A 17,307-nucleotide genomic window follows, 5' to 3' on the forward strand; every position below is an offset into this window, starting at 1 on the left:
AGCGAGCGGGAGACCTACGATCATGACGCAGGGGTGGCGGTTCCAGGCACCCGTCGTCGCGGTCGTGGCCCTCGGTGGTGGCGCCGGCGCCGCCGCCCGGTACGCCGCCGCCCTGTGGTGGCCGACGCGGAGCGGCGGTTTCCCCTGGACGACCTTCTGGGTCAACGTCGCCGGCTGTGCCGTCATGGGCGTGCTCATGGTGGCCGTCACCGAGGTGTGGGACGTCCACCGCCTGGTCCGGCCCTTCTTCGGCACCGGCGTGCTCGGCGGTTTCACCACCTTCTCCACCTACGCGGTCGACATCCGCGGCCTGCTCGCCGACGGCCACCCGCGCACGGGCCTGGCCTACCTCGCCGCCACCCCGCTCGCGGCACTCACGGCGGTGTGGTTCACCTCGTGGGCGGCCCGCCGGACCCTGAAGCGAAGGCGGAGCCCCTGATGAACTGGCTGCTGGTCGTCGTGGGCGGCGTGGTCGGAGCACCCCTGCGCTACCTCACCGACCGCGCGGTGCGGTCCCGGCACGGCTCGGACTTCCCCCGGGGCACCTTCACCGTGAACGTCGCCGGCTCTCTGGTCCTGGGCCTGCTCACCGGTGCCACGCCGGCCGGCGCCGCGGGATCCGACCTGCGTCTGGTGCTCGGGACCGGGCTGTGCGGCGCCCTCACGACGTACTCGACCTTCTCCTACGAGACGCTCCGCCTGACCGAGACCGGCTCCCGCCTCCCGGCCGCCGTGAACGTGCTTGCGAGCGTGGCGGCCGGCCTCGCGGCGGCGTTCGCGGGGGTGACACTGGCCGACGCGCTCTGGGCGTGACAGGGGGTACTCGCCCGCGTGTAGTAGGAAGTGGGTCTCATGAGCGCCATCAGCATCGGTCAGGCCGTCGTCCTCGGAGCCGTCGAGGGAGTGACCGAGTTCCTTCCCGTCTCCTCCACCGGCCACCTCAAGATCGTCGAGGGGCTGATGGGCATTCCCGTGGACGACGACGCCGTCATCGGCTTCTCGGCGGTCATCCAGGTCGGCGCGATCGCCGCCGTGCTCGTCTACTTCTCCAAGGACATCACGCGGATCCTCTCCGCGTGGGTGCGCGGGCTGAGGGACCGGGAGGAGCGGTACCACCACGACTACAAGTTCGCCTGGTGGGTCATCTGCGCGACGATCCCGATCGTCCTGGTGGGCCTGGCCGCCAAGCCGCTGATCAAGGGCCCGCTCGCCTCCCTGTGGGTGGTGGCAGGCTCACTGATCGTCGGCAGCGGGGTCATGTGGGTGGCGGACCGCACCGGCCGCCACAAGCGGGGCGAGGACGACACCTCGTTCAAGGACGCCATGCTGGTCGGCGGCTCGCAGATCCTCGCGCTCCTCTTCCCCGGCTTCTCCCGCTCCGGCGCCACCATGTCCACCGCCCTGATGCTCGACCTCGACCGGGTCGCCGCCACCCGGCTCTCCTTCTTCCTCGGCATCCCCGCCCTGACCGGCGCCGGTCTGTACGAGCTGAAGGACGCCCTGGGCGCGGGGGCGGGTGCCGCGCCCCTGGTGGTCGGCACCCTCGTCTCCTTCGTGGTGGCCTACGCCTCCATCGCCTGGCTGCTGAAGTTCGTCGCCAAGCACTCCTTCAACGCCTTCGTGATCTACCGGATCGTGGTCGGCGTCCTGCTGTTCGGGCTGCTCGGCGCGGGCGTGCTGCCCAGCTGACCGCCACCGCGCTCAGCGGGCGGCGCGCAGCGGTTCCCCGACGCTCCTCATGTGCCGCAGGGCCTCGCGGTGCGAGGCGAGCAGCCCCGTCTGGTGGTACGCGACGCCCAGCTCGGCGCAGTACGCCTCGGTGACGGCCTGGGCCCTGGCGAGCGCGGGGGTCGGCATGCTGGGGAAGAGGTGGTGCTCGATCTGGTAGTTGAGGCCGCCCATGAAGGCGTCGACGAACGCACCGCCGCGTACGTTGCGGGAGGTGAGGACCTGGCGGCGCAGGAAGTCGAGTTGTGTGCCCTCCTCGATCATCGGCATGCCCTTGTGGTTGGGTGCGAAGACCGAGCCGAGGTAGATCCCGAACAGGCCCTGGTGCACGGCGATGAAGGCGAGCGCCTTGCCGGGGGACAGCAGCGTGAACAGTCCGCCGAAGTACAGGACGAAGTGCGCGACGAGCAGCGACCCCTCCACCACCGGCCGCTTCATGGACGGGCTGCGCAGCGCCTTGAAACTGTTGGAACTCAGGTTGAGGCCTTCCAGCGTCAACAGCGGGAAGAACAGGGCCGCCTGGTGCTTCCCGACGAAACGCGGAAGCCCTTTCGCCCTGCTCGCCTGACCCCGGGACCACACGAGGATGTCGGGGGAGACGTCCGGGTCCTTCTCCTCGTGGTTGGGATTGGCGTGGTGGCGGGTGTGCTTGTTCATCCACCAGCCGTAGCTCATGCCCAGCAGCAGGTTGGCCACCAGCAGTCCGCCGGCCTCGCTGGGGCGCCGGCGGGTGAAGACCTGCCGGTGGGCGAGGTCGTGGGCGGCCAGTCCGAGCTGGCCGAAGACGACGGCCAGCGCCGCCGCGACCACCAACTGGCCCCAGCTGTCCCCCAGGGTGACGAAGGCGGCTACGCCGCCCGCGAGCGCGAGGGCGACGGCACCGAATCGCACCGTGTAGTACATCGGGCGGCGCCGGAGCAGACCCGCGTCGGCTATGCGCCGTGAGAGTTCGGAGAAGTCGCTGCCCTTCTCGCGTCGCTGTTCCTGTCCGCGCGCGGGGGAGTTCTCGATGAGCACCGTTGGATTGGCCATGCGGTTCAGTATGTGAACGCGCTACCGACCACAGAATGGCGTCCGCACCCGAAACAGGGGTGTGGCCAGCACCACCCCTCCCGGGGGTCCTCCTCCCGCTCCTCGTCAACTCCCGTCGTCGCGGACGAGCTTGAGCCGCAGGGCCAGCGCCATGACGCCCGCGCCGAGCCCGGCGACGCCGAGGATGGCGCCGGTCTCCGGCCAGCCCGGCTCGTGGTCGGCGGGCCGCGCCGACGTGACGGCCACGGGTGCCGACTCGGGTGCCGCCTCGGGTGCCGCCTCGGGTGCCGCCTCGGGTGCCGCCTCGGAACCCGGCCGGGGTCGGAGGTCCTCGGGCGTCAGTGAGCCCACCGGCTCGACCAGACCGGACGCCTCGAAGCCCCAGTCGAGCAGCGAGCGCGCCTCTTCGTACACGGCGTGGCCGCCGCCCTCCTGCGGGTTCATCACCGTGACCACCAGGGTGCGCCCGTCGCGGTGGGCCGCCGCGATCAGCGTGTTGCCGGCGTTGCTGGTGTAGCCGTTCTTGACGCCGATGAGCCCCGGGTACGGCTCCACGCCGTCCGCCCCGGTGAGCAGGCGGTTGGTGTTCATGATTCCGTACGCTTCCCCGTCCCGGCCGGGGAAGAGAGCGTCGACCTTGCCGCAGTACTGTGCGAAGTCCGGGTCGTGCAGCCCCGCCCGCCCGAAGACCGCCAGGTCGTACGCCGACGACACCTGACCCGGCGCGTCGTAGCCGTCGGGCGAGCGCACCTGGGTGTCGCGGGCGCCGAGGGCGCGGGCCTCGGCCTGCATCCGGGCGGCCGTGGCGCTCCAGCCGCCGGTGAGCGAGGCGAGGACGTGCACGGCGTCGTTGCCGGAGTTGAGGAAGACCCCGTTCCACAGGTCGGAGACGCGGTACGTGTGGCCCTCGATGACCCCGACCAGGCTGCTGCCCGGACCGATGCCGGACAGCTCGTCCGCGCTCACCTCGTGGCGGATGCCGCCCGGCAGGACCGGCATCACGGTGAGGGCGAACAGCGTCTTGAGGGTGCTGGCCGGAGGCAGCGGACGATGCGCGTCGTGGGCGGCCAGCACGTCGCCGCTGCCGGCGTCGGCGACCACCCAGGACAGCGCGGAGACATCGGGAACCCCTGGGGCCCCGGGGCCGGGCCGGACCTGCGTGCCGGAGCCGTACAGCGCCGCGGGCTGCGCCACCGGGCCGGGCCCGCCCGGTGGCCCGGGGGCCGGCCGTCCCGTACGGGCGGCCGCGGCGGCGGGCATGAGCGTCAGCAGGCCTGCCACGCAGAGCATGCAGGTGGATCGAGCCGCCCGGGATGAGAATCCGATAGTCATACCGCAAACGTAGGAACGGACCCCCGAACCGCCGCGCTGCCCGGGGCGAGTCGGGCGCGCGAGCACCCGTATGCCGTAGGACCGGGTCCCCGGCGGGGCCGCTCGGCGGGCCGGCCCGAGGTCAGCCGGCCGGCAGGGTCGGCTGGACCTGCCGCAGGAACGCGGCGTTGTCCGGGCTCTGGCGCATCCGCTCCAGCAGCGTCTCCAGGCCGGTCTGCCCGTCCCGGGATGCCAGGGCCCGCCGCAGCCCGCGTGCGGCGGTGGCCTCGGGGGCGGACAGCAGGAGTTCCTCGCGCCGGGTGCCCGAACCGGCCATGTCCACGGCCGGGAACACCCGGCGGGCGGCGAGTTCCCGGCTCAGCCGCAGCTCCATGTTGCCGGTGCTCTTCAGCTCCTCGAAGTAGAAGTCGTCGGCGCGCGAGCCGGTCTCCACCAGGGCGGTGGCGAGGATGGTGAGGGAACCGCCCTCCTCCGCCTTGCGGGCCGCGCCGAAGAACCGCTTGGGGCCGAGCAGCGCCCCGGCGTCGACGCCGCCGCTGAGCGTACGGCCGCCGGAGGAGGAGGCGTTGTTGTGCGCCCTGCACAGCCGCGTGAGGGAGTCGAGCAGGATGACGACGTCCTCACCGGCCTCGACGAGCCGCTTGGCGCGCTCGATGACGAGTTCGGCGAGCGCGATGTGCTGCTTGGCGCTCTGGTCGAAGGTCGAGGCGTACACCTCGCCCCGCACGGACCGGCGCATGTCGGTGACCTCCTCGGGCCGCTCGTCGAGCAGCACCACCATCAGCCGGGACTCGGGGTGGTTGCCGGCCACCGCGGCGGCGAGCTGCTGGAGCAGGACGGTCTTGCCGGTCTTGGGCGGGGCCACGATCAGGCCCCGCTGGCCCCTGCCGACCGGTGCGAGGAGATCGGTGACGCGCCCGGTCAGGCCGGCCGCCGGGTGTTCGAGCCGCAGCCGCTCGTGCGGGTGCAGCGGGGTCAGGTCGTGGAAGTGCCGGCGGCGGCCGTCGGGCGTACGGCCGTTGACGCGGGTGACGTTCGTCAGGGTGCGCCGGTCGCCGCGCACGCCCTCGACCAGGTCGCCCTTGCGCAGGCCGTGCCGGCGGATCAGGGCGGGGGAGAGGGCGAGGTCGTTCGGCTCGGGCTGGAGGCTCGCGCCCCGCAGGCGGCCCTTCCCGCCCGTCTCGATGTCGAGGACGCCGCTCGCGATCTCGGCCGGGGACTGCTGTGCAGGGGGGTGTTCGAGTGTGGTGGTCATGGTGGTCGGTCCTTTCGAGGACACCTGGGCATGGGACATGCGGAAGGAAGGGGGAAGCCGTGCGAGGGGTCGGACGACACGCCTCCGGACGGCGGGAACAGCACCTCGGTCACAGCGGGTACGACGACCTGCTCACGAGGTTGTGCTGAGAAGCGGACGCGCCGGTCGCATCGCGACGGGCGGGTCGGCGAACCGAAGGAAACTGGCACCGGCGCCCCAACGGGGCGTACACAAGTGCTGACCGCACCGTACCACGGGACGTGGTGGAAGGGGTACGGGAATGGGACGGCCCTGCGTCCCACACCCGTCAACGCCGCCGGTGCGGTGCCTGTTCCGGCTTCCGCGATTGCGGCTTCCGCATGTGCCGGGCCGGACTCAGCCGGCCGTACCCGCCTGGACCTCCCGCGCCTCCTCCGCGATCCGCTCGAACTGCGCGGCCATGGCGGCCTGGAGCGCCTGGGCGCCCGACAGCGGACGCACCATCACCGTCAGCTCGTCGATCCGGCCCGACCCGTCCAGGTGCAGGAAGTCGCAGCCGCCGATCTCCCGGTCACCCACCCGCGCCGAGAAGACCAGCGCGTGGTCGCGGCCGCCCGCCTCGCCGATCACACGCTCGTAGCGGAAGTCCTCGAAGACGCGCGCGACCGCGCGCAGGATCGCCGCCGTGATCGCCTTGCCCCGGTAGGGCTTGAACACGACGGGGCTGGTGAAGACCACGTCCTCGGCCAGCAGTGCTTCGACGGCGTCGATGTCGTGCGCCTCGACCGCCGCGCGGAATGCCTGCATCGCAGATACCTCCTATTAAAATATTTGAATAGGTGCGGAGTAGATTAGTCTGTGCTTGCTAGCGTGTCGATATGTCTCTCAAGTACGCCGTCCTGGCCGCTCTCCTGGAGGGGGAGGCCTCGGGCTACGAACTGTCCAAGGTGTTCGACGTGTCGCTCGCCAACTTCTGGCCCGCCACGCCGCAGCAGCTCTACCGGGAGCTGGAGCGCCTGGCGGGCGACGGGCTGATCGAGGCACGGACGGTGCAGCAGGAACGCAGGCCCACCAAGCGGCTGTTCTCGCTCACCGAGGCCGGCCGGGAGCGGCTGGGCGCCTTCGCCGTCGAGCCGACCCGGCGCCCCACCGCCGTCCGCGACGAGTTCCTGATCAAGATGCAGGCGATGGACGGCGCCGACCCCGACGCCGTCCGCGCGCTGGTCGAGGAGCGCAGGGCCTGGGCCCTGGGCAAGCTCGCCCGCTACGAGCGCGTACGCGAACGCCTCCTGGACGGGCGCACGGAGGAGCGGCACCTCCGGGAGGCCGACCGCGTCGGGCCCTACCTCACGCTGCTCGCCGGGATCACGTTCGAGCGGGACAACGCCCGCTGGTGCGAGCGCGTCCTCGCCGTGCTCGACGAACGGCGGGCCCCGGCAGGTCCCGCCGGTCAGCCCCTAGGCTGAGCCGATGTTCAGCGCCGAAGGCCCGCCGGGATCACGTTCGAGCGGGACAACGCCCGCTGGTGCGAACGCGTCCTCGCCGTGCTCGACGAACGGCGGGCCCCGGCAGGTCCCGCCGGTCAGCCCCTAGGCTGAGCCGATGTTCAGCCCCGAAGGCCCCACCTTGCGCGAACTCGCCGTCCAGGCACTGTCGTCGGTCGAGCGCGGCTACGACCTGCTCGCCCCGAAGTTCGACCACACCCCCTACCGGACGCCGGACCGGGTGCTCGACGCGGTGGCCTCGGCGCTGGCGCCGATGGGACCGTTCGGCGCCGGGCTCGACCTGTGCTGCGGCACCGGCGCGGGCGTGGACGTGCTGGCCCGGGTGTGCCGGGAGAGGGTGACGGGGGTCGACTTCAGCGCGGGCATGCTGGAGGTCGCGCGCGGGCGCACCGTGCCCCCGGGCCCCGAGGTCTCCTGGGTGCGCGCGGAGGCCCGTGCGCTGCCGTTCGGCGCCGAGTTCGACCTCGTGGTGAGCTTCGGCGCGTTCGGGCACTTCCTGCCCCGTGAACTGCCGGGCCTGTTCGGCCAGGTGCGGTCCGTGCTCCGGCCGGGCGGCCGCTTCGCCTTCCCCGTGGTCGCGCCGCCCCGCCCCGGCTCCCCGGGGTACTGGACGCTGCTCGGCTTCGACGCGGCGATGCGGGTGCGCAACGCGCTGTGGCGGCCGCCGTTCGTCATGTACTACCGGACGTTCCGGCTCGGGGACGTCGGCCGGGAACTCGCGCGCGCCGGCTTCCGCGCGGAACTGCACGCCCTGCCCGAGTTCGGCCGCCGGCCCGACGGCAGCCCCCGCGTCCGGCTGGTCACGGCCCGGCGCACGGCGTAGCGCGCGTGGGTTCAGCCGGCCGCCGGCAGCGTGAACTCGTAGACCAGGGCGTCCTGTCGGGCGTCCAACAGGAGTTCCGTTATCTCCAGTGGCCGGTCGTGCTGGTCGTGCACCCGGCGCACGACCCGGACCGAGGCCGTGTCCGTGAGCGGGGTGATGGTGTCCCGGTGATGCAGGGTCAGGCCCGCCCTGCGCATCCAGTCGTAGGCCCGCCGCAGCTGGGCCGATGCGACGCCGTCGGCGCGGTCGCGGTAGCGGGCCAGCTCCTCGACCTCGGCGAGCGCCACGGCCGAGAAGGAGGTCACGGCCGTCCGCCGGCCGCTTCCGTCGGCGGTCGCCGACGCGTACCGGTGCACCAGCGTCGGCCGGCCAGGCACCAGCCCCAGCGCCGCCGCGTGCTCGGCCGGCGGCGCCTCCCAGGCGACGGTGGCGCGGTCGCCGGTACGGGGCTCGGCCGGACGGGCGCCCACCGGGAAGGCGAGCGGCGCCGGACTCCTGGCCGGCGGTCCGGGCAGGGCGGCGTGACTGCCCCGGCGGTCGGTGGTCAGCAGACCGTCCCGGCGCAGCACGTCCAGGGCCTGCCGGACGGTCTCCCGGCTGACCCCGAAGTGATCCGCCAGCCGGCGCTCGCCGGGCAGCCGCTCGCCAGGTGGGACGGTGCCGTCGTGCAGTTCGCCGAGCAGTCGTGCCGCCACCCGCCAGTAGAGCGGCCGGTCGTCGGCGAGAGGGTCGTCGTGCGGGGTGGTGCGGTCCATGCCGCGCCTCCTGAGGGTGACGTACGGTAGCCGTTCGGGCTCGGTGCGCCACCAGGAGTACCACTGGTCTAAACCAGCAGGGAAGGCCGGTCCGCCGGTTCGGCCGAAACATCACCCGCGCGTCCGGCCGCGTACGGCCTCCGCCGCGAGCGCCGTGTCCGAAACCGCGCCGTCGGCACCCGCGACCGCAGTGGCTCAGGCGTACGAGCGCAGCCAGCGCACCTTGGCGGCCTGCTGGAACGGTCCGCCGCCCTCGTGGTCGTTGAAGTCGTAGACCTCGATCGCCTTGTCCTCGTGCGCCCAGGCGTTGAAGGCAGCGAAGACGGTCGACGGCGGGCAGGTCTCGTCCTCCAGCGCCGCCGAGAACAGGGCCGGCGCCCGGCCCCGCGCCGCGAAGTGCACGCCGTCGAAGTAGGACAGCGTGCGCAGCGCGTCCTCGGTCCGGCCCCGGTGGGTCTTCAGGTACAGGCCGACCTCACGGTAGGGATGCCGGTCGGTGATCGTGGTCGCGCGCGGGAAGTCGCACAGGAACGGCACGTCCGGGGCGACCGCCACCAGGTCCGGCACCAGAGCGCCCACCGCGAGCGAGATCCCGCCGCCCTGGCTCCCGCCGAGCGCGACCGTCCGGCCCGCGTCGGTCAGCGGGTGGGAACGGGCCGCCTCCACGGCGCGCACGGCGTCGGTGAAGACCCGGCGGTAGTAGTAGTTCTCGGGGGCGTCCAGGCCGCGGGTCAGGAAGCCCGGGTACGCGGGCGCGCCGCCTACGGGGTCCGCGGTCCCGCCACCGCCGCCCCAGCCGCTGCCCTGGCCCCGGGTGTCCATCACGAAGTGGGCCCGGCCCGTGGATGCCCACAGCAGGTGCTCGTGCGGCAGCCCGCGCCCGCCGCCGTACCCGACGAACTCCACGACCAGCGGCAACGGCTCCCCCGCCGCGGCCGGCAACGTCAGCCAGCCCTTCACCGGGTGACCGCCGAACCCGGCGAACGTCACGTCGTACACCCGCACCGTGGACAGGCCCGTCTCGACCGGCTCGAAGCGGGCGTCCAGGTCGTGCTCGCGGGCTTCCTGGAGTGTCTTGGTCCAGAACGCGTCGAAGTCCGCCGGCTCGCTCGACGCGCTCCGGTACGCCCGCAGTTCGTCGAGCGGAAGATCGAACAGGGCCATCGGGAACCGCCTTTGCGGGGGAGACGTGCCGGACCGTACGGATGATCACACCGTACGTGAGGGGCCGGAAGGCGGGCCAGATCGCGGGCGGGACCCCGTCAGGCCCGGCGGTGCGTCCACTGGGGCTCGGTGCGGGCCCAGTCGCGGTCCCACTCGTTCATCCGGCGCCTGAGGGCCACCCCGCGCACCGCGCGGTGCAGCAGGAGCACCGTGAGGCCGGTGCCGATGGCGGTGAAGGAGCCGACGGTGGCGCTGTGCTGCCAGATCTGGGAGCCGTCCGACGGCGGCGGCACGCTCCGCCCCCGCGAGTCCAGCCACACGTCGACCCGGTCACCGTGCCGGGCGTCGGCCGGGACCCGCGCCGTGGTGCTCCGCTCAGCGCCGTCCGGCGTGCTCCAGCGGACCGTCGTGCGGTACGAGTGCTGCCCGTCGAGCTGGGCGGACGGCAGGGTGCCGCCCGTGTCGCCGGCCACCTCGGCGCTCACGCGGTGCCGGTCCGCCCGCTGCTCCGCGACGATCGCCTTCGCCTGGCCGTAGCCCCACCAGGCGGTGGCGGCCCCCAGCAGTGGTGCGCCCACGAACAGGAGAAGAGCGACGACCAGCAGGGTCCAGGACTCGACGACGTCCGACCGGCGGCGCAGCGGATTGTGCCGCCGGCGCCAGCCGCGCACCCGGGTTCGCATGTCGACCTCCCCGCGATCACCGCGACCGGAAGGCGCACGGACGGCCATGACGGGCGAGGAACCACCGCGCCTCCGGGTCGCGCCAGTGTGCGAGTGCCCGTACCGGACGGGTACCCAGTCCGGCGGGCCTCGCCCACCCTCGCGGCGAAGTTCCGCCGCGGGTCAGCCGAAGCGCTCGATCCGGATGCGCTCCACCGGCTGGCCCCCGGCCACCAGCAGCCGTGACGCGTGCTCGGCGAACGAGTTCGATCCGCACACGTATGCCTCCCAGCCCCCGGCGGGCGGCTCCGACAGCAGCGGGGCCAGGTGCGCGGCGGTCAGCCGGCCCACCGGCGTCCCGGCCGGGGCGCTCCGGGTGAACAGGGGGGTCGTCTCCGGGCCGAACTCGCGGGCGTAGATCAACTCCTCGGGGCCGCGCGCGGACACCAGCATCCGCAGCGGCACCGTCAGCCCCCGCGCCCGGTGGTGCCGGACCATGGACATCAGCGGGACGACACCGGAGCCCGCGCCCAGCAGCAGGGCGGGCCGGTCGCCCGGCCAGGCGAAGAAGCCGCTCAGCGGGCCGCGCACCTCGATCCGGTCACCGGGCCGCGCCACCGTGTGGAACCAGCCGGACACCTCCCCGTCCGACACGTGGTCGAGGGTCAGCTCGATGTGCCCGGAGCCGTCCGGCGCGGACGCCAGCGAGTAGTGCCGCTGCGCCACGTACCCGTCCTCGGCGGTGAGCCGGACCATCAGGTGCTGGCCCGGCAGATGGCCCGCCCAGCCGGGCACGGCGAACCGGAAGGTGGACGCGCGGGGCGTCTCGCGGCGGATCTCCGTGAGCGTGGCCGTCTGCCAGGCCCCGGCCACCAGGCCGTTCACCTCGATGCGTCCGGGCACGGCGAACCGCGTCGGGGGCGTGTGCGCCCCTGCCGTGTGTGTGGCCGTCTCAGTCATCGGAGTACCGCTGCTCCTGCCAGGGGTTGCCGCGCGCGTGGTAGCCGTTCTGCTCCCAGAAGCCCGGCCGGTCGTGGTCGAGCAGCTCCAGGCCCGCGAGCCACTTCACGCTCTTCCAGAAGTACAGGTGCGGCACCACCAGCCGCGCCGGGCCGCCGTGCTCGGGAGCGAGCGGACGCCCCTCGTACTCCCAGGCGATCCAGGCACGTGAGCCGGTCAGGTCCGCGAGCGGCAGGTTCGCGGTGTAGCCGGTGTGCGCGTAGGCGACGGCGTGCGTGGCGGACGGCAGCGGACGGGCCGCCTCCAGGAAGGCGTCCAGGGACACGCCCCCGAACCGCACGCCGAACTTCGACCAGCCGGTCACACAGTGGATGTCGCCCTCGTACGCCGAGGCGGGCAGCCGGCGCGCCCCGGCCAGGTCCCAGGTGCGCTCCTCGGCCACCAGCCCGCCCACCCGGAAGGTCCAGTCGGCGGCGGCCAGGTCGGGCGTGGCCTCGGCGGACAGCACGGGCCAGTCGTCGCCCGCGTCGTACTGGCCGGGCGGCAGCCCCGGCCGGGCGGCGCGCGGGCGCCCGGCGAAGCCTCGGGTGGTGTTCATGCGGTGGGGCCTTTCGGGCGGCCGCGAGAGGTGCCGGCGGCCGACGTGATCAGTGCGTACGCCGTCAACCGTACGTGCCCGACGGCGTACCCCGGTCCGGGCCCTCGCCCCGCGGACCGCCCCGCCACGCGTTGTACCGCTCCAGATACGCGGCGAAGCGGATCAGGTCCTCCTGAGGCCAGTCGGCGAGCCGCTCCCGGAAGGCCGCCCGGCGGCTCTCGGTGACCTGCGCCAGGATGCGCCGCCCGGCCCGCGTCAGGTGCAGGACCTGCACGCGCTGGTCCTCGGGGTCCGGACGCCGCTCGACCAGCCCGGCCCGCTCCAGCGCGGACACCTGGCGGCTGACCGTGGACTTGTCGAGGGCGTAGTGGGCCGCCAGGTCGGTGGCCCGGCAGCCGTCCCGCTCCTCCAGGTGACCGAGCAGTGTGTACGACACCAGCGACAGCTCCGGATGCATACGCCCCGCCGAGGCACGGGCACGGCGGGCGAAGGCCGTCATCTCGCGCTGGACGGTCTCCACGGCCGCGTCCGCCGCGTCACCGGGCATCTCGGCAGCCGCCACGGGTCCTCCCTCGCATCGCTGGTTGCAGAGTACAACTTGCGGTAGTGTGACCGTCGGCCGCGGATCGTCCCGGCCGCCGGACGCCTGGGAGGTGAGACCCATTACCGCTGTGTCGACCCGGGTGCTCTCACCTCACGGCAGCACGGTCACCGCCAACGGCTGACCGCGAGAGCGCCCTTCGGTTCCCGAAAGGCTCTCTGCTTCCATGCCCTCCATGTTTCCCGTACACCCCTCGCTCTCCGCTTCCTCGCACTCCTCCCTTCCCGCCGCGGTCCGCCCGTCGCGTGACTCCGTCGTCGCCGCGCTCCGCGCCGCGGGCTGCGTCTTCGCCGAGGACGAGGCGGCGCTCCTGATGGCCGCCGCCCGCACCGCCGGGGAACTCTCCGACCTGGTCGACCGCCGGGTCTCCGGGCTGCCCCTCGAACTCGTCCTCGGCTGGGCCGAGTTCCGCGGCCTGCGCGTCGCGGTCGCCCCCGGTGTCTTCGTGCCCCGCCGCCGCACCGAGTTCCTGGTCGACGAGGCCCTCGCCCACGCGCCGCACGCGTCCGTCGTCGTGGACCTGTGCTGCGGCTCCGGCGCCGTCGGCGCGGCCCTGGCCGCCGCGCTGGACCGGCCCGAGGTGCACGCCGCCGACGTCGACCCCGCCGCCGTGCGCTGCGCCCGCGGCAACCTCGCCGACGCGGACGGCCGGGTGTACGCCGGTGACCTGTTCGACGCGCTGCCCGAGGCGCTGCGCGGCCGGGTGGACATCCTGGCGGCCAACGTGCCGTACGTCCCCACCGGCGAGGTCGCCCTGCTGCCGGCCGAGGCCCGCGACCACGAACCGCTGGTCGCCCTCGACGGGGGTGCCGACGGACTCGACGTGCTGCGCCGCGTCGCGGCCGAGGCGCCCGGCTGGCTCGCGCCCGGCGGCTGCCTGCTGGTCGAGACGAGCGAGGCCCAGGCACCCGCCGCGGTCGCCGCCTTCACCCGGGCCGGCCTGACGACCCGCGTCGCGGTCTCGGAGGAGCTGTACGCCCATGTGGTGACAGGCGTGCGGGAGTAGCGCGGTACCGGCACTGAGCCGACAGGACCTAGGCGGGCGGCGTGGCCCGGGCGATCAGCAGGGCCACGTCGTCGGAGCTCTCCGGCTCGTGCAGGGTGCGCAGGAGCTGGTCGCAGACCTCCTCCAAGGGGCGGTCCGGGCCGTCCAGCAGCGCGAGGAGGGCGTTCAGCCGCTCGTCCAGGGGGTGCCGGCGGGTCTCGACGAGGCCGTCGGTGTACAGCACCAGCCGGTCGCCCGGCTCCAGGGCGACGGCGGTCGTGGAGAACGGGACGCCGCCCACTCCGAGCGGCACCCCGGTGGGCAGGTCCAGCAGCTCCGGCGGGTGCCCGGCCCGCAGCCGCACCGGCGGCAGGTGCCCGGCGTTGGCGATCAGGCACCGCCTCTCGTGCGGGTCGTGGACGGCGTAGACACAGGTCGCGATGGCCTGGTCCAGGCCCGCCGTGGTGCGGTCCAGGTGCTCCAGGAGCAGTGCCGGATCCAGGTCGAGGGCGGCCAGGGTGTTGGTCGCGGTCCGCAGCCGCCCCATGGAGGCCGCCGCCGCGATGCCGCTGCCCATCACGTCGCCCACCACGAGCGCGGTCTTGCGCTCCTCCAGCTCGATCACGTCGAACCAGTCGCCGCCGACCTCGCTGGTGGCCCCGGCCGGCTGGTAGCGGGAGGCGACCTCCAGGCCACCGGTCACCGGCGGATGGCTCGGCAGCAGGCTGCGCTGGAGGGTGAGGGCGGTGGTGCGGGCGTTCTGGTACCAGCGGGCGTTGTCGATCTGCAGCGCGGCCCGCGCGGCCAGTTCCTTGGCCAGCAGCAGATCGTCCTCGTCGAACGGGAGCGGGTTGGCGGTCCGCTTCAGGTCCAGGGCGCCGAGCACCTCGCCCCGCGCGATCAGCGGCACGGCCAGGTACGAGTGCACGCCCGCCCGGCGCAGCAGCTCCACCGCCTCCGGTGAACGGGCGATGCGCTCCAGGTCCTTGCCGGTCACCCGGGCCACCCACACCGGCCGCCCGCTGCGCACGCACTCGGTGACCATGCGCTCCGGCCCGTACCGGGCGACCTGGCCGGGCCGGTCGGCCGCCGTCAGCGCGTCGGGGGCGTCGTCCGCGTGCACGGCCAGCGCCCTCATCACGGCCGGTTCGGCCGGGCCCAGGTTGCTGCGCCGGCCCTCCACCACGGCCTGGAGGAGATCCACGGCGGCGATGTCGGCGAGGCCGGGCACGGCCACGTCGGCCAGCTCGTGCGCGGTGCGGTCCAGTTGCAGCGTGGTGCCGATCCGGGCGGAGGCGTCCGCGACCGAGGCCAGCCGGCGCCGCGCGGCCTCGGCCTCGGCGCTCGCCCGGTACTGCTCGGTGACGTCCACGACCGAGACGGCCACGCCCAGGACCGTGCCGAGGGCGTCGTCCAGCCGGTACAGCGAGACGGACCAGGCGTGGTCCTCGTCCGGGTCGGCGGGCGTCCGTCCGGTCGTGGGCCGGTCGATCACCGGCTGCCCGGTCTCCAGCACCTCTCGTACAGCGGCCTCCAGCTGGGCCGCGTCCATCCGCGGCAGCAGCTCGTGGATCTTCCGGCCGAGATGGTCGTCGGCCGGGATGCCGTTGATCCGCTCCAGGGCCGGGTTGACCGAGACGTACCGCAGGTCGGTGTCGAGCACCGCCAGCCCGACCGGTGACTGCGTGATCACCCGCGAGGACAGCGCCAGGTCGCGCTCCAGCCGTCGCACCGTCGACTGGTCGGCCGCGAGCCCCAGCGCGTAGACGTCCCCGCGGTCGTCCAGCAGGCGCATGTTGCGGAACTCCACCAGCCGGGTGCCGCCGTCCTTGTGCCGGACCGGGAAGGCCCCGGCCCAGCTCCGGCCGGTCCGCATGACGTCGGAGAACAGCTTGACGACCAGGTCGAGGTGGCGTTCGTGGACCATGATGCGGGCGGCGTACTGTCCCAGCGCCTCCTGTGCGGAGTATCCGAACAGCTCCTCCGCCTGCGGACTCCACAGCACGATCCGGCCCTCGGCGTCCAGCACGACCGAGGCCACGCTCAGCAGGTCGAGCAGTCCGCTGGGCCGCACGGGACCGCGCGACGACGCGTCGCCCTCGAACCCGGCAGACCCGGATGTACTCATCCCACGCCCCGCCTTCACCGTTCCGCGCGGCACGCCTTCCTGATGCCGACTCCCTTTGTTCTACCGCGTTCCACCGCGCACGGGGCCGATTCCGGGCGGCTCCGCGGACTCCTTCCAGCATCTCCCGGCCCGGCGGTGACCGCCGCACGAAGCGCGTCCGGAGTTGGTCTGTACATGACTTGGTGGGCGGTCCAGACTGTGCGCCGAACGCCCACGCCCCGTCCTTGCCGCCCGCCCCCCACCGAGGAGCCTCCATGCCCCTGCGCGCCCGGCAACGTTGTCACACGGTCCTGACCGGACTCGCCGCCCTCGCCCTCTCCGTCGGCCTCGCGGGCCCCGCGGCCGCCGCACCCGCCGCCGACGCCTTGTCCGCCGCCGACACCGTGACCGAGGCCGACACCGTGACCGAGGCCGACACCGTGACCGAGGCCGACACCTGGACCGAGGCCGACACCTGGACCGAGGCCGACACCTGGACCGAGGTCGGCTCCGACCGTGCCGATCCGCTCACCGAGAGTCAGGGCCTGGCCTCGGTCGAGGTTCCGGCCGGCAGCCCCAACCGCTACACCGGCATCGGCACCATCCCGCTGAACCTCAGCACCCGCGGCTGGAACCACGTGGGCGACCCCGACGCCTCCTACGACGGCCACTACGTCGAGCCGTACCAGCGCGACGACGGCAACACGAAGATGTTCCGTGTGCAGGAGCCCGACGGAAGCTGGGCGGAGTACGTGCACACGCTCAGCCCCGGTGAGGCGCTGAACAACTCCTGGTCCGCCGTCTCGCCGGACGGGCAGTGGATGCTCTCCGGCGAGTGGGGCACCATGGACCGGCTGCTGGTCTTCCCGACACCCGGCGTCAACCCGGCCACCTCGCCGTCCGCGAACCTCCCCCAGGCGGCCACCGTGCGCCTGGACCACGCCGTGCGCGACGTCCAGGGCTGCGACTTCCTCGACGCGACCACCCTGCTGTGCTCCTCGGACGACCCGGCGGGCACCCTCTTCGGCATCACCAAACCCCTGCTGCGGATCGACCTGTCCGCCGCGCCCAACGGCACCGCGGACGTCACCGGCCACGTCACCGCCCTGCGGCAGCTGCCCCTGCGCAGCGCCTGCTCCGGCGACTTCGAGACGGAGGGCATCGACTACGACCGCCGCACCGGCACCCTGCGCGTGATCGTCGTCTCGCCGGGATTCTGCGTGCTGACCGACAGCAAGACCTACCGCTTCACCCGGTAGTGCTCGGCACCAGGTGGTGCTTTTCTGGTGGTATGGCCGCGAGAGGAGCGATCACGATGGACGCTGAGCGACTGCATCCGGAATCCGTCTCCGTGGAGCTGAGCGGGTGCAGCAAGGAGGACGCCCGGACCGTGTTCGACGCGCTGTGCGCGTGCTACGCGTCGGACCGGCACGCGGGCGACGTGACCCGGGAGTACCACGAGGTCCGCCCGACCGTGTGGCTCGGCACCTTCGACGTGGCCGACGCGCACCGGGGCGAGTGCGACCCCGCCCGCCTCCGGGAGTCCGTGGAGGCCGACGTGCAGGGCGGCTACTGGGCGATCGAGAGGTTCCGCACCACCCTGGACTCCCTGTTCACCGTGCGCGACCTGAGCACGGCCTCCGGGGACCAGGAGCGCGAGCTGCACGTACGGCTGGAGAGCCGCTGAGCCGACCGGGACCCGCCGGTGCGGCGGTGTGGTGTGCGCCGCCTCTTTGGGTTGACACAAGAGGAACAAAATAAAAGGGCGCGCACACAACAGGCCCCCCCACCGCCCACACCCGCCCCACACAGAGCACACCC

19 protein-coding genes are annotated in these 17,307 nt (G+C 73.4%); 8 read left to right on the forward strand and 11 right to left on the reverse strand.

Annotated elements, in window-relative coordinates; all coding sequences use genetic code 11:
* The first annotated feature begins 22 nt into the window (after positions 1–22).
* The 3 genes from ACFWR9_RS10995 to ACFWR9_RS11005 are packed head-to-tail and all read left to right on the forward strand — an operon-like array spanning position 23 to position 1,689.
* Complete coding sequence (locus ACFWR9_RS10995) at positions 23–439, forward strand: fluoride efflux transporter FluC (RefSeq protein ID WP_383838877.1); 417 nt, start codon at positions 23–25, stop codon at positions 437–439.
* A complete protein-coding gene (gene crcB / locus ACFWR9_RS11000) occupies positions 439–813 on the forward strand; it encodes a fluoride efflux transporter CrcB (RefSeq protein WP_383838880.1) in 375 nt (124 codons plus the stop codon). Before ACFWR9_RS10995 ends, crcB begins: the two co-directional genes overlap by 1 nt.
* Positions 814–852: 39 nt before the next feature.
* Positions 853–1,689, forward strand: coding sequence for an undecaprenyl-diphosphate phosphatase (locus tag ACFWR9_RS11005; protein ID WP_383838883.1), 837 nt, complete (start codon positions 853–855; stop codon positions 1,687–1,689).
* Between the two features lie 12 nt (positions 1,690–1,701).
* On the opposite strand, the gene ACFWR9_RS11010 is transcribed toward ACFWR9_RS11005, so the two are convergent.
* From ACFWR9_RS11010 to ACFWR9_RS11025, 4 genes are all read right to left on the reverse strand, one after another.
* Positions 1,702–2,760 carry a fatty acid desaturase family protein gene (locus ACFWR9_RS11010; RefSeq protein ID WP_383838886.1) on the reverse strand — a complete coding sequence of 353 codons (1,059 nt, stop codon included), beginning with the start codon at positions 2,758–2,760 and terminating at the stop codon, positions 1,702–1,704.
* 105 nt (positions 2,761–2,865) lie between these two features.
* Positions 2,866–4,092 (reverse strand): D-alanyl-D-alanine carboxypeptidase family protein, encoded by a 1,227-nt coding sequence (locus ACFWR9_RS11015; protein ID WP_383838889.1) that lies wholly within the window; start codon positions 4,090–4,092, stop codon positions 2,866–2,868.
* Positions 4,093–4,213: 121 nt separating this feature from the next.
* Positions 4,214–5,347 (reverse strand): transcription termination factor Rho, encoded by a 1,134-nt coding sequence (gene rho / locus ACFWR9_RS11020; protein WP_383838892.1) that lies wholly within the window; start codon positions 5,345–5,347, stop codon positions 4,214–4,216.
* 375 nt (positions 5,348–5,722) lie between these two features.
* Positions 5,723–6,133, reverse strand: a complete 411-nt coding sequence (locus ACFWR9_RS11025; RefSeq protein ID WP_383838895.1) for a nuclear transport factor 2 family protein — start codon at positions 6,131–6,133, stop codon at positions 5,723–5,725.
* 71 nt (positions 6,134–6,204) lie between these two features.
* On the opposite strand from ACFWR9_RS11025, the gene ACFWR9_RS11030 reads away from it, so the two are divergent.
* Positions 6,205–6,792: a PadR family transcriptional regulator gene (locus tag ACFWR9_RS11030; RefSeq protein ID WP_383838897.1), complete on the forward strand. Its 588-nt coding sequence runs from the start codon at positions 6,205–6,207 to the stop codon at positions 6,790–6,792.
* A gap of 136 nt (positions 6,793–6,928) precedes the next feature.
* Entirely contained in the window at positions 6,929–7,654 is a 726-nt protein-coding gene (locus ACFWR9_RS11035) for a class I SAM-dependent methyltransferase (RefSeq protein ID WP_383838900.1), read from the forward strand.
* 11 nt (positions 7,655–7,665) lie between these two features.
* Here the strand turns inward: ACFWR9_RS11035 and ACFWR9_RS11040 are convergent, their stop codons facing one another.
* From ACFWR9_RS11040 to ACFWR9_RS11065, 6 genes are all read right to left on the reverse strand, one after another.
* Complete coding sequence (locus ACFWR9_RS11040) at positions 7,666–8,409, reverse strand: winged helix-turn-helix domain-containing protein (protein ID WP_383838903.1); 744 nt, start codon at positions 8,407–8,409, stop codon at positions 7,666–7,668.
* A gap of 195 nt (positions 8,410–8,604) precedes the next feature.
* Entirely contained in the window at positions 8,605–9,573 is a 969-nt protein-coding gene (locus ACFWR9_RS11045; RefSeq protein ID WP_383838906.1) for an acetylxylan esterase, read from the reverse strand.
* A 98-nt stretch (positions 9,574–9,671) separates the two neighbouring features.
* Complete coding sequence (locus ACFWR9_RS11050; RefSeq protein WP_383838909.1) at positions 9,672–10,256, reverse strand: hypothetical protein; 585 nt, start codon at positions 10,254–10,256, stop codon at positions 9,672–9,674.
* 162 nt (positions 10,257–10,418) lie between these two features.
* Positions 10,419–11,195 (reverse strand): ferredoxin reductase, encoded by a 777-nt coding sequence (locus ACFWR9_RS11055; protein ID WP_383838911.1) that lies wholly within the window; start codon positions 11,193–11,195, stop codon positions 10,419–10,421.
* The gene (locus ACFWR9_RS11060; protein ID WP_383838914.1) at positions 11,188–11,793 is read right to left on the reverse strand and encodes a sulfite oxidase-like oxidoreductase; all 606 of its coding nucleotides are present in this window, start codon (positions 11,791–11,793) and stop codon (positions 11,188–11,190) included. The genes ACFWR9_RS11055 and ACFWR9_RS11060 overlap by 8 nt, the downstream gene beginning before the upstream one ends.
* A 64-nt stretch (positions 11,794–11,857) precedes the next feature.
* Positions 11,858–12,340: a MarR family winged helix-turn-helix transcriptional regulator gene (locus ACFWR9_RS11065; protein ID WP_383839360.1), complete on the reverse strand. Its 483-nt coding sequence runs from the start codon at positions 12,338–12,340 to the stop codon at positions 11,858–11,860.
* Between the two features lie 220 nt (positions 12,341–12,560).
* On the opposite strand from ACFWR9_RS11065, the gene ACFWR9_RS11070 reads away from it, so the two are divergent.
* The gene (locus ACFWR9_RS11070; RefSeq protein WP_383838917.1) at positions 12,561–13,400 is read left to right on the forward strand and encodes a putative protein N(5)-glutamine methyltransferase; all 840 of its coding nucleotides are present in this window, start codon (positions 12,561–12,563) and stop codon (positions 13,398–13,400) included.
* 28 nt (positions 13,401–13,428) lie between these two features.
* Here ACFWR9_RS11070 and ACFWR9_RS11075 read toward each other — a convergent pair whose 3' ends face one another.
* Entirely contained in the window at positions 13,429–15,507 is a 2,079-nt protein-coding gene (locus ACFWR9_RS11075) for a SpoIIE family protein phosphatase (RefSeq protein ID WP_383838920.1), read from the reverse strand.
* A gap of 254 nt (positions 15,508–15,761) precedes the next feature.
* Here ACFWR9_RS11075 and ACFWR9_RS11080 point away from each other — a divergent pair, with 254 nt between their 5' ends.
* Complete coding sequence (locus tag ACFWR9_RS11080) at positions 15,762–16,745, forward strand: hypothetical protein (protein ID WP_383838923.1); 984 nt, start codon at positions 15,762–15,764, stop codon at positions 16,743–16,745.
* Between the two features lie 56 nt (positions 16,746–16,801).
* Positions 16,802–17,173 (forward strand): hypothetical protein, encoded by a 372-nt coding sequence (locus tag ACFWR9_RS11085; protein WP_383838926.1) that lies wholly within the window; start codon positions 16,802–16,804, stop codon positions 17,171–17,173.
* Positions 17,174–17,307: the final 134 nt, after the last annotated feature.

The organism is Streptomyces sp. NPDC058534 (assembly GCF_042717365.1).
Lineage (GTDB): Bacteria > Actinomycetota > Actinomycetes > Streptomycetales > Streptomycetaceae > Streptomyces.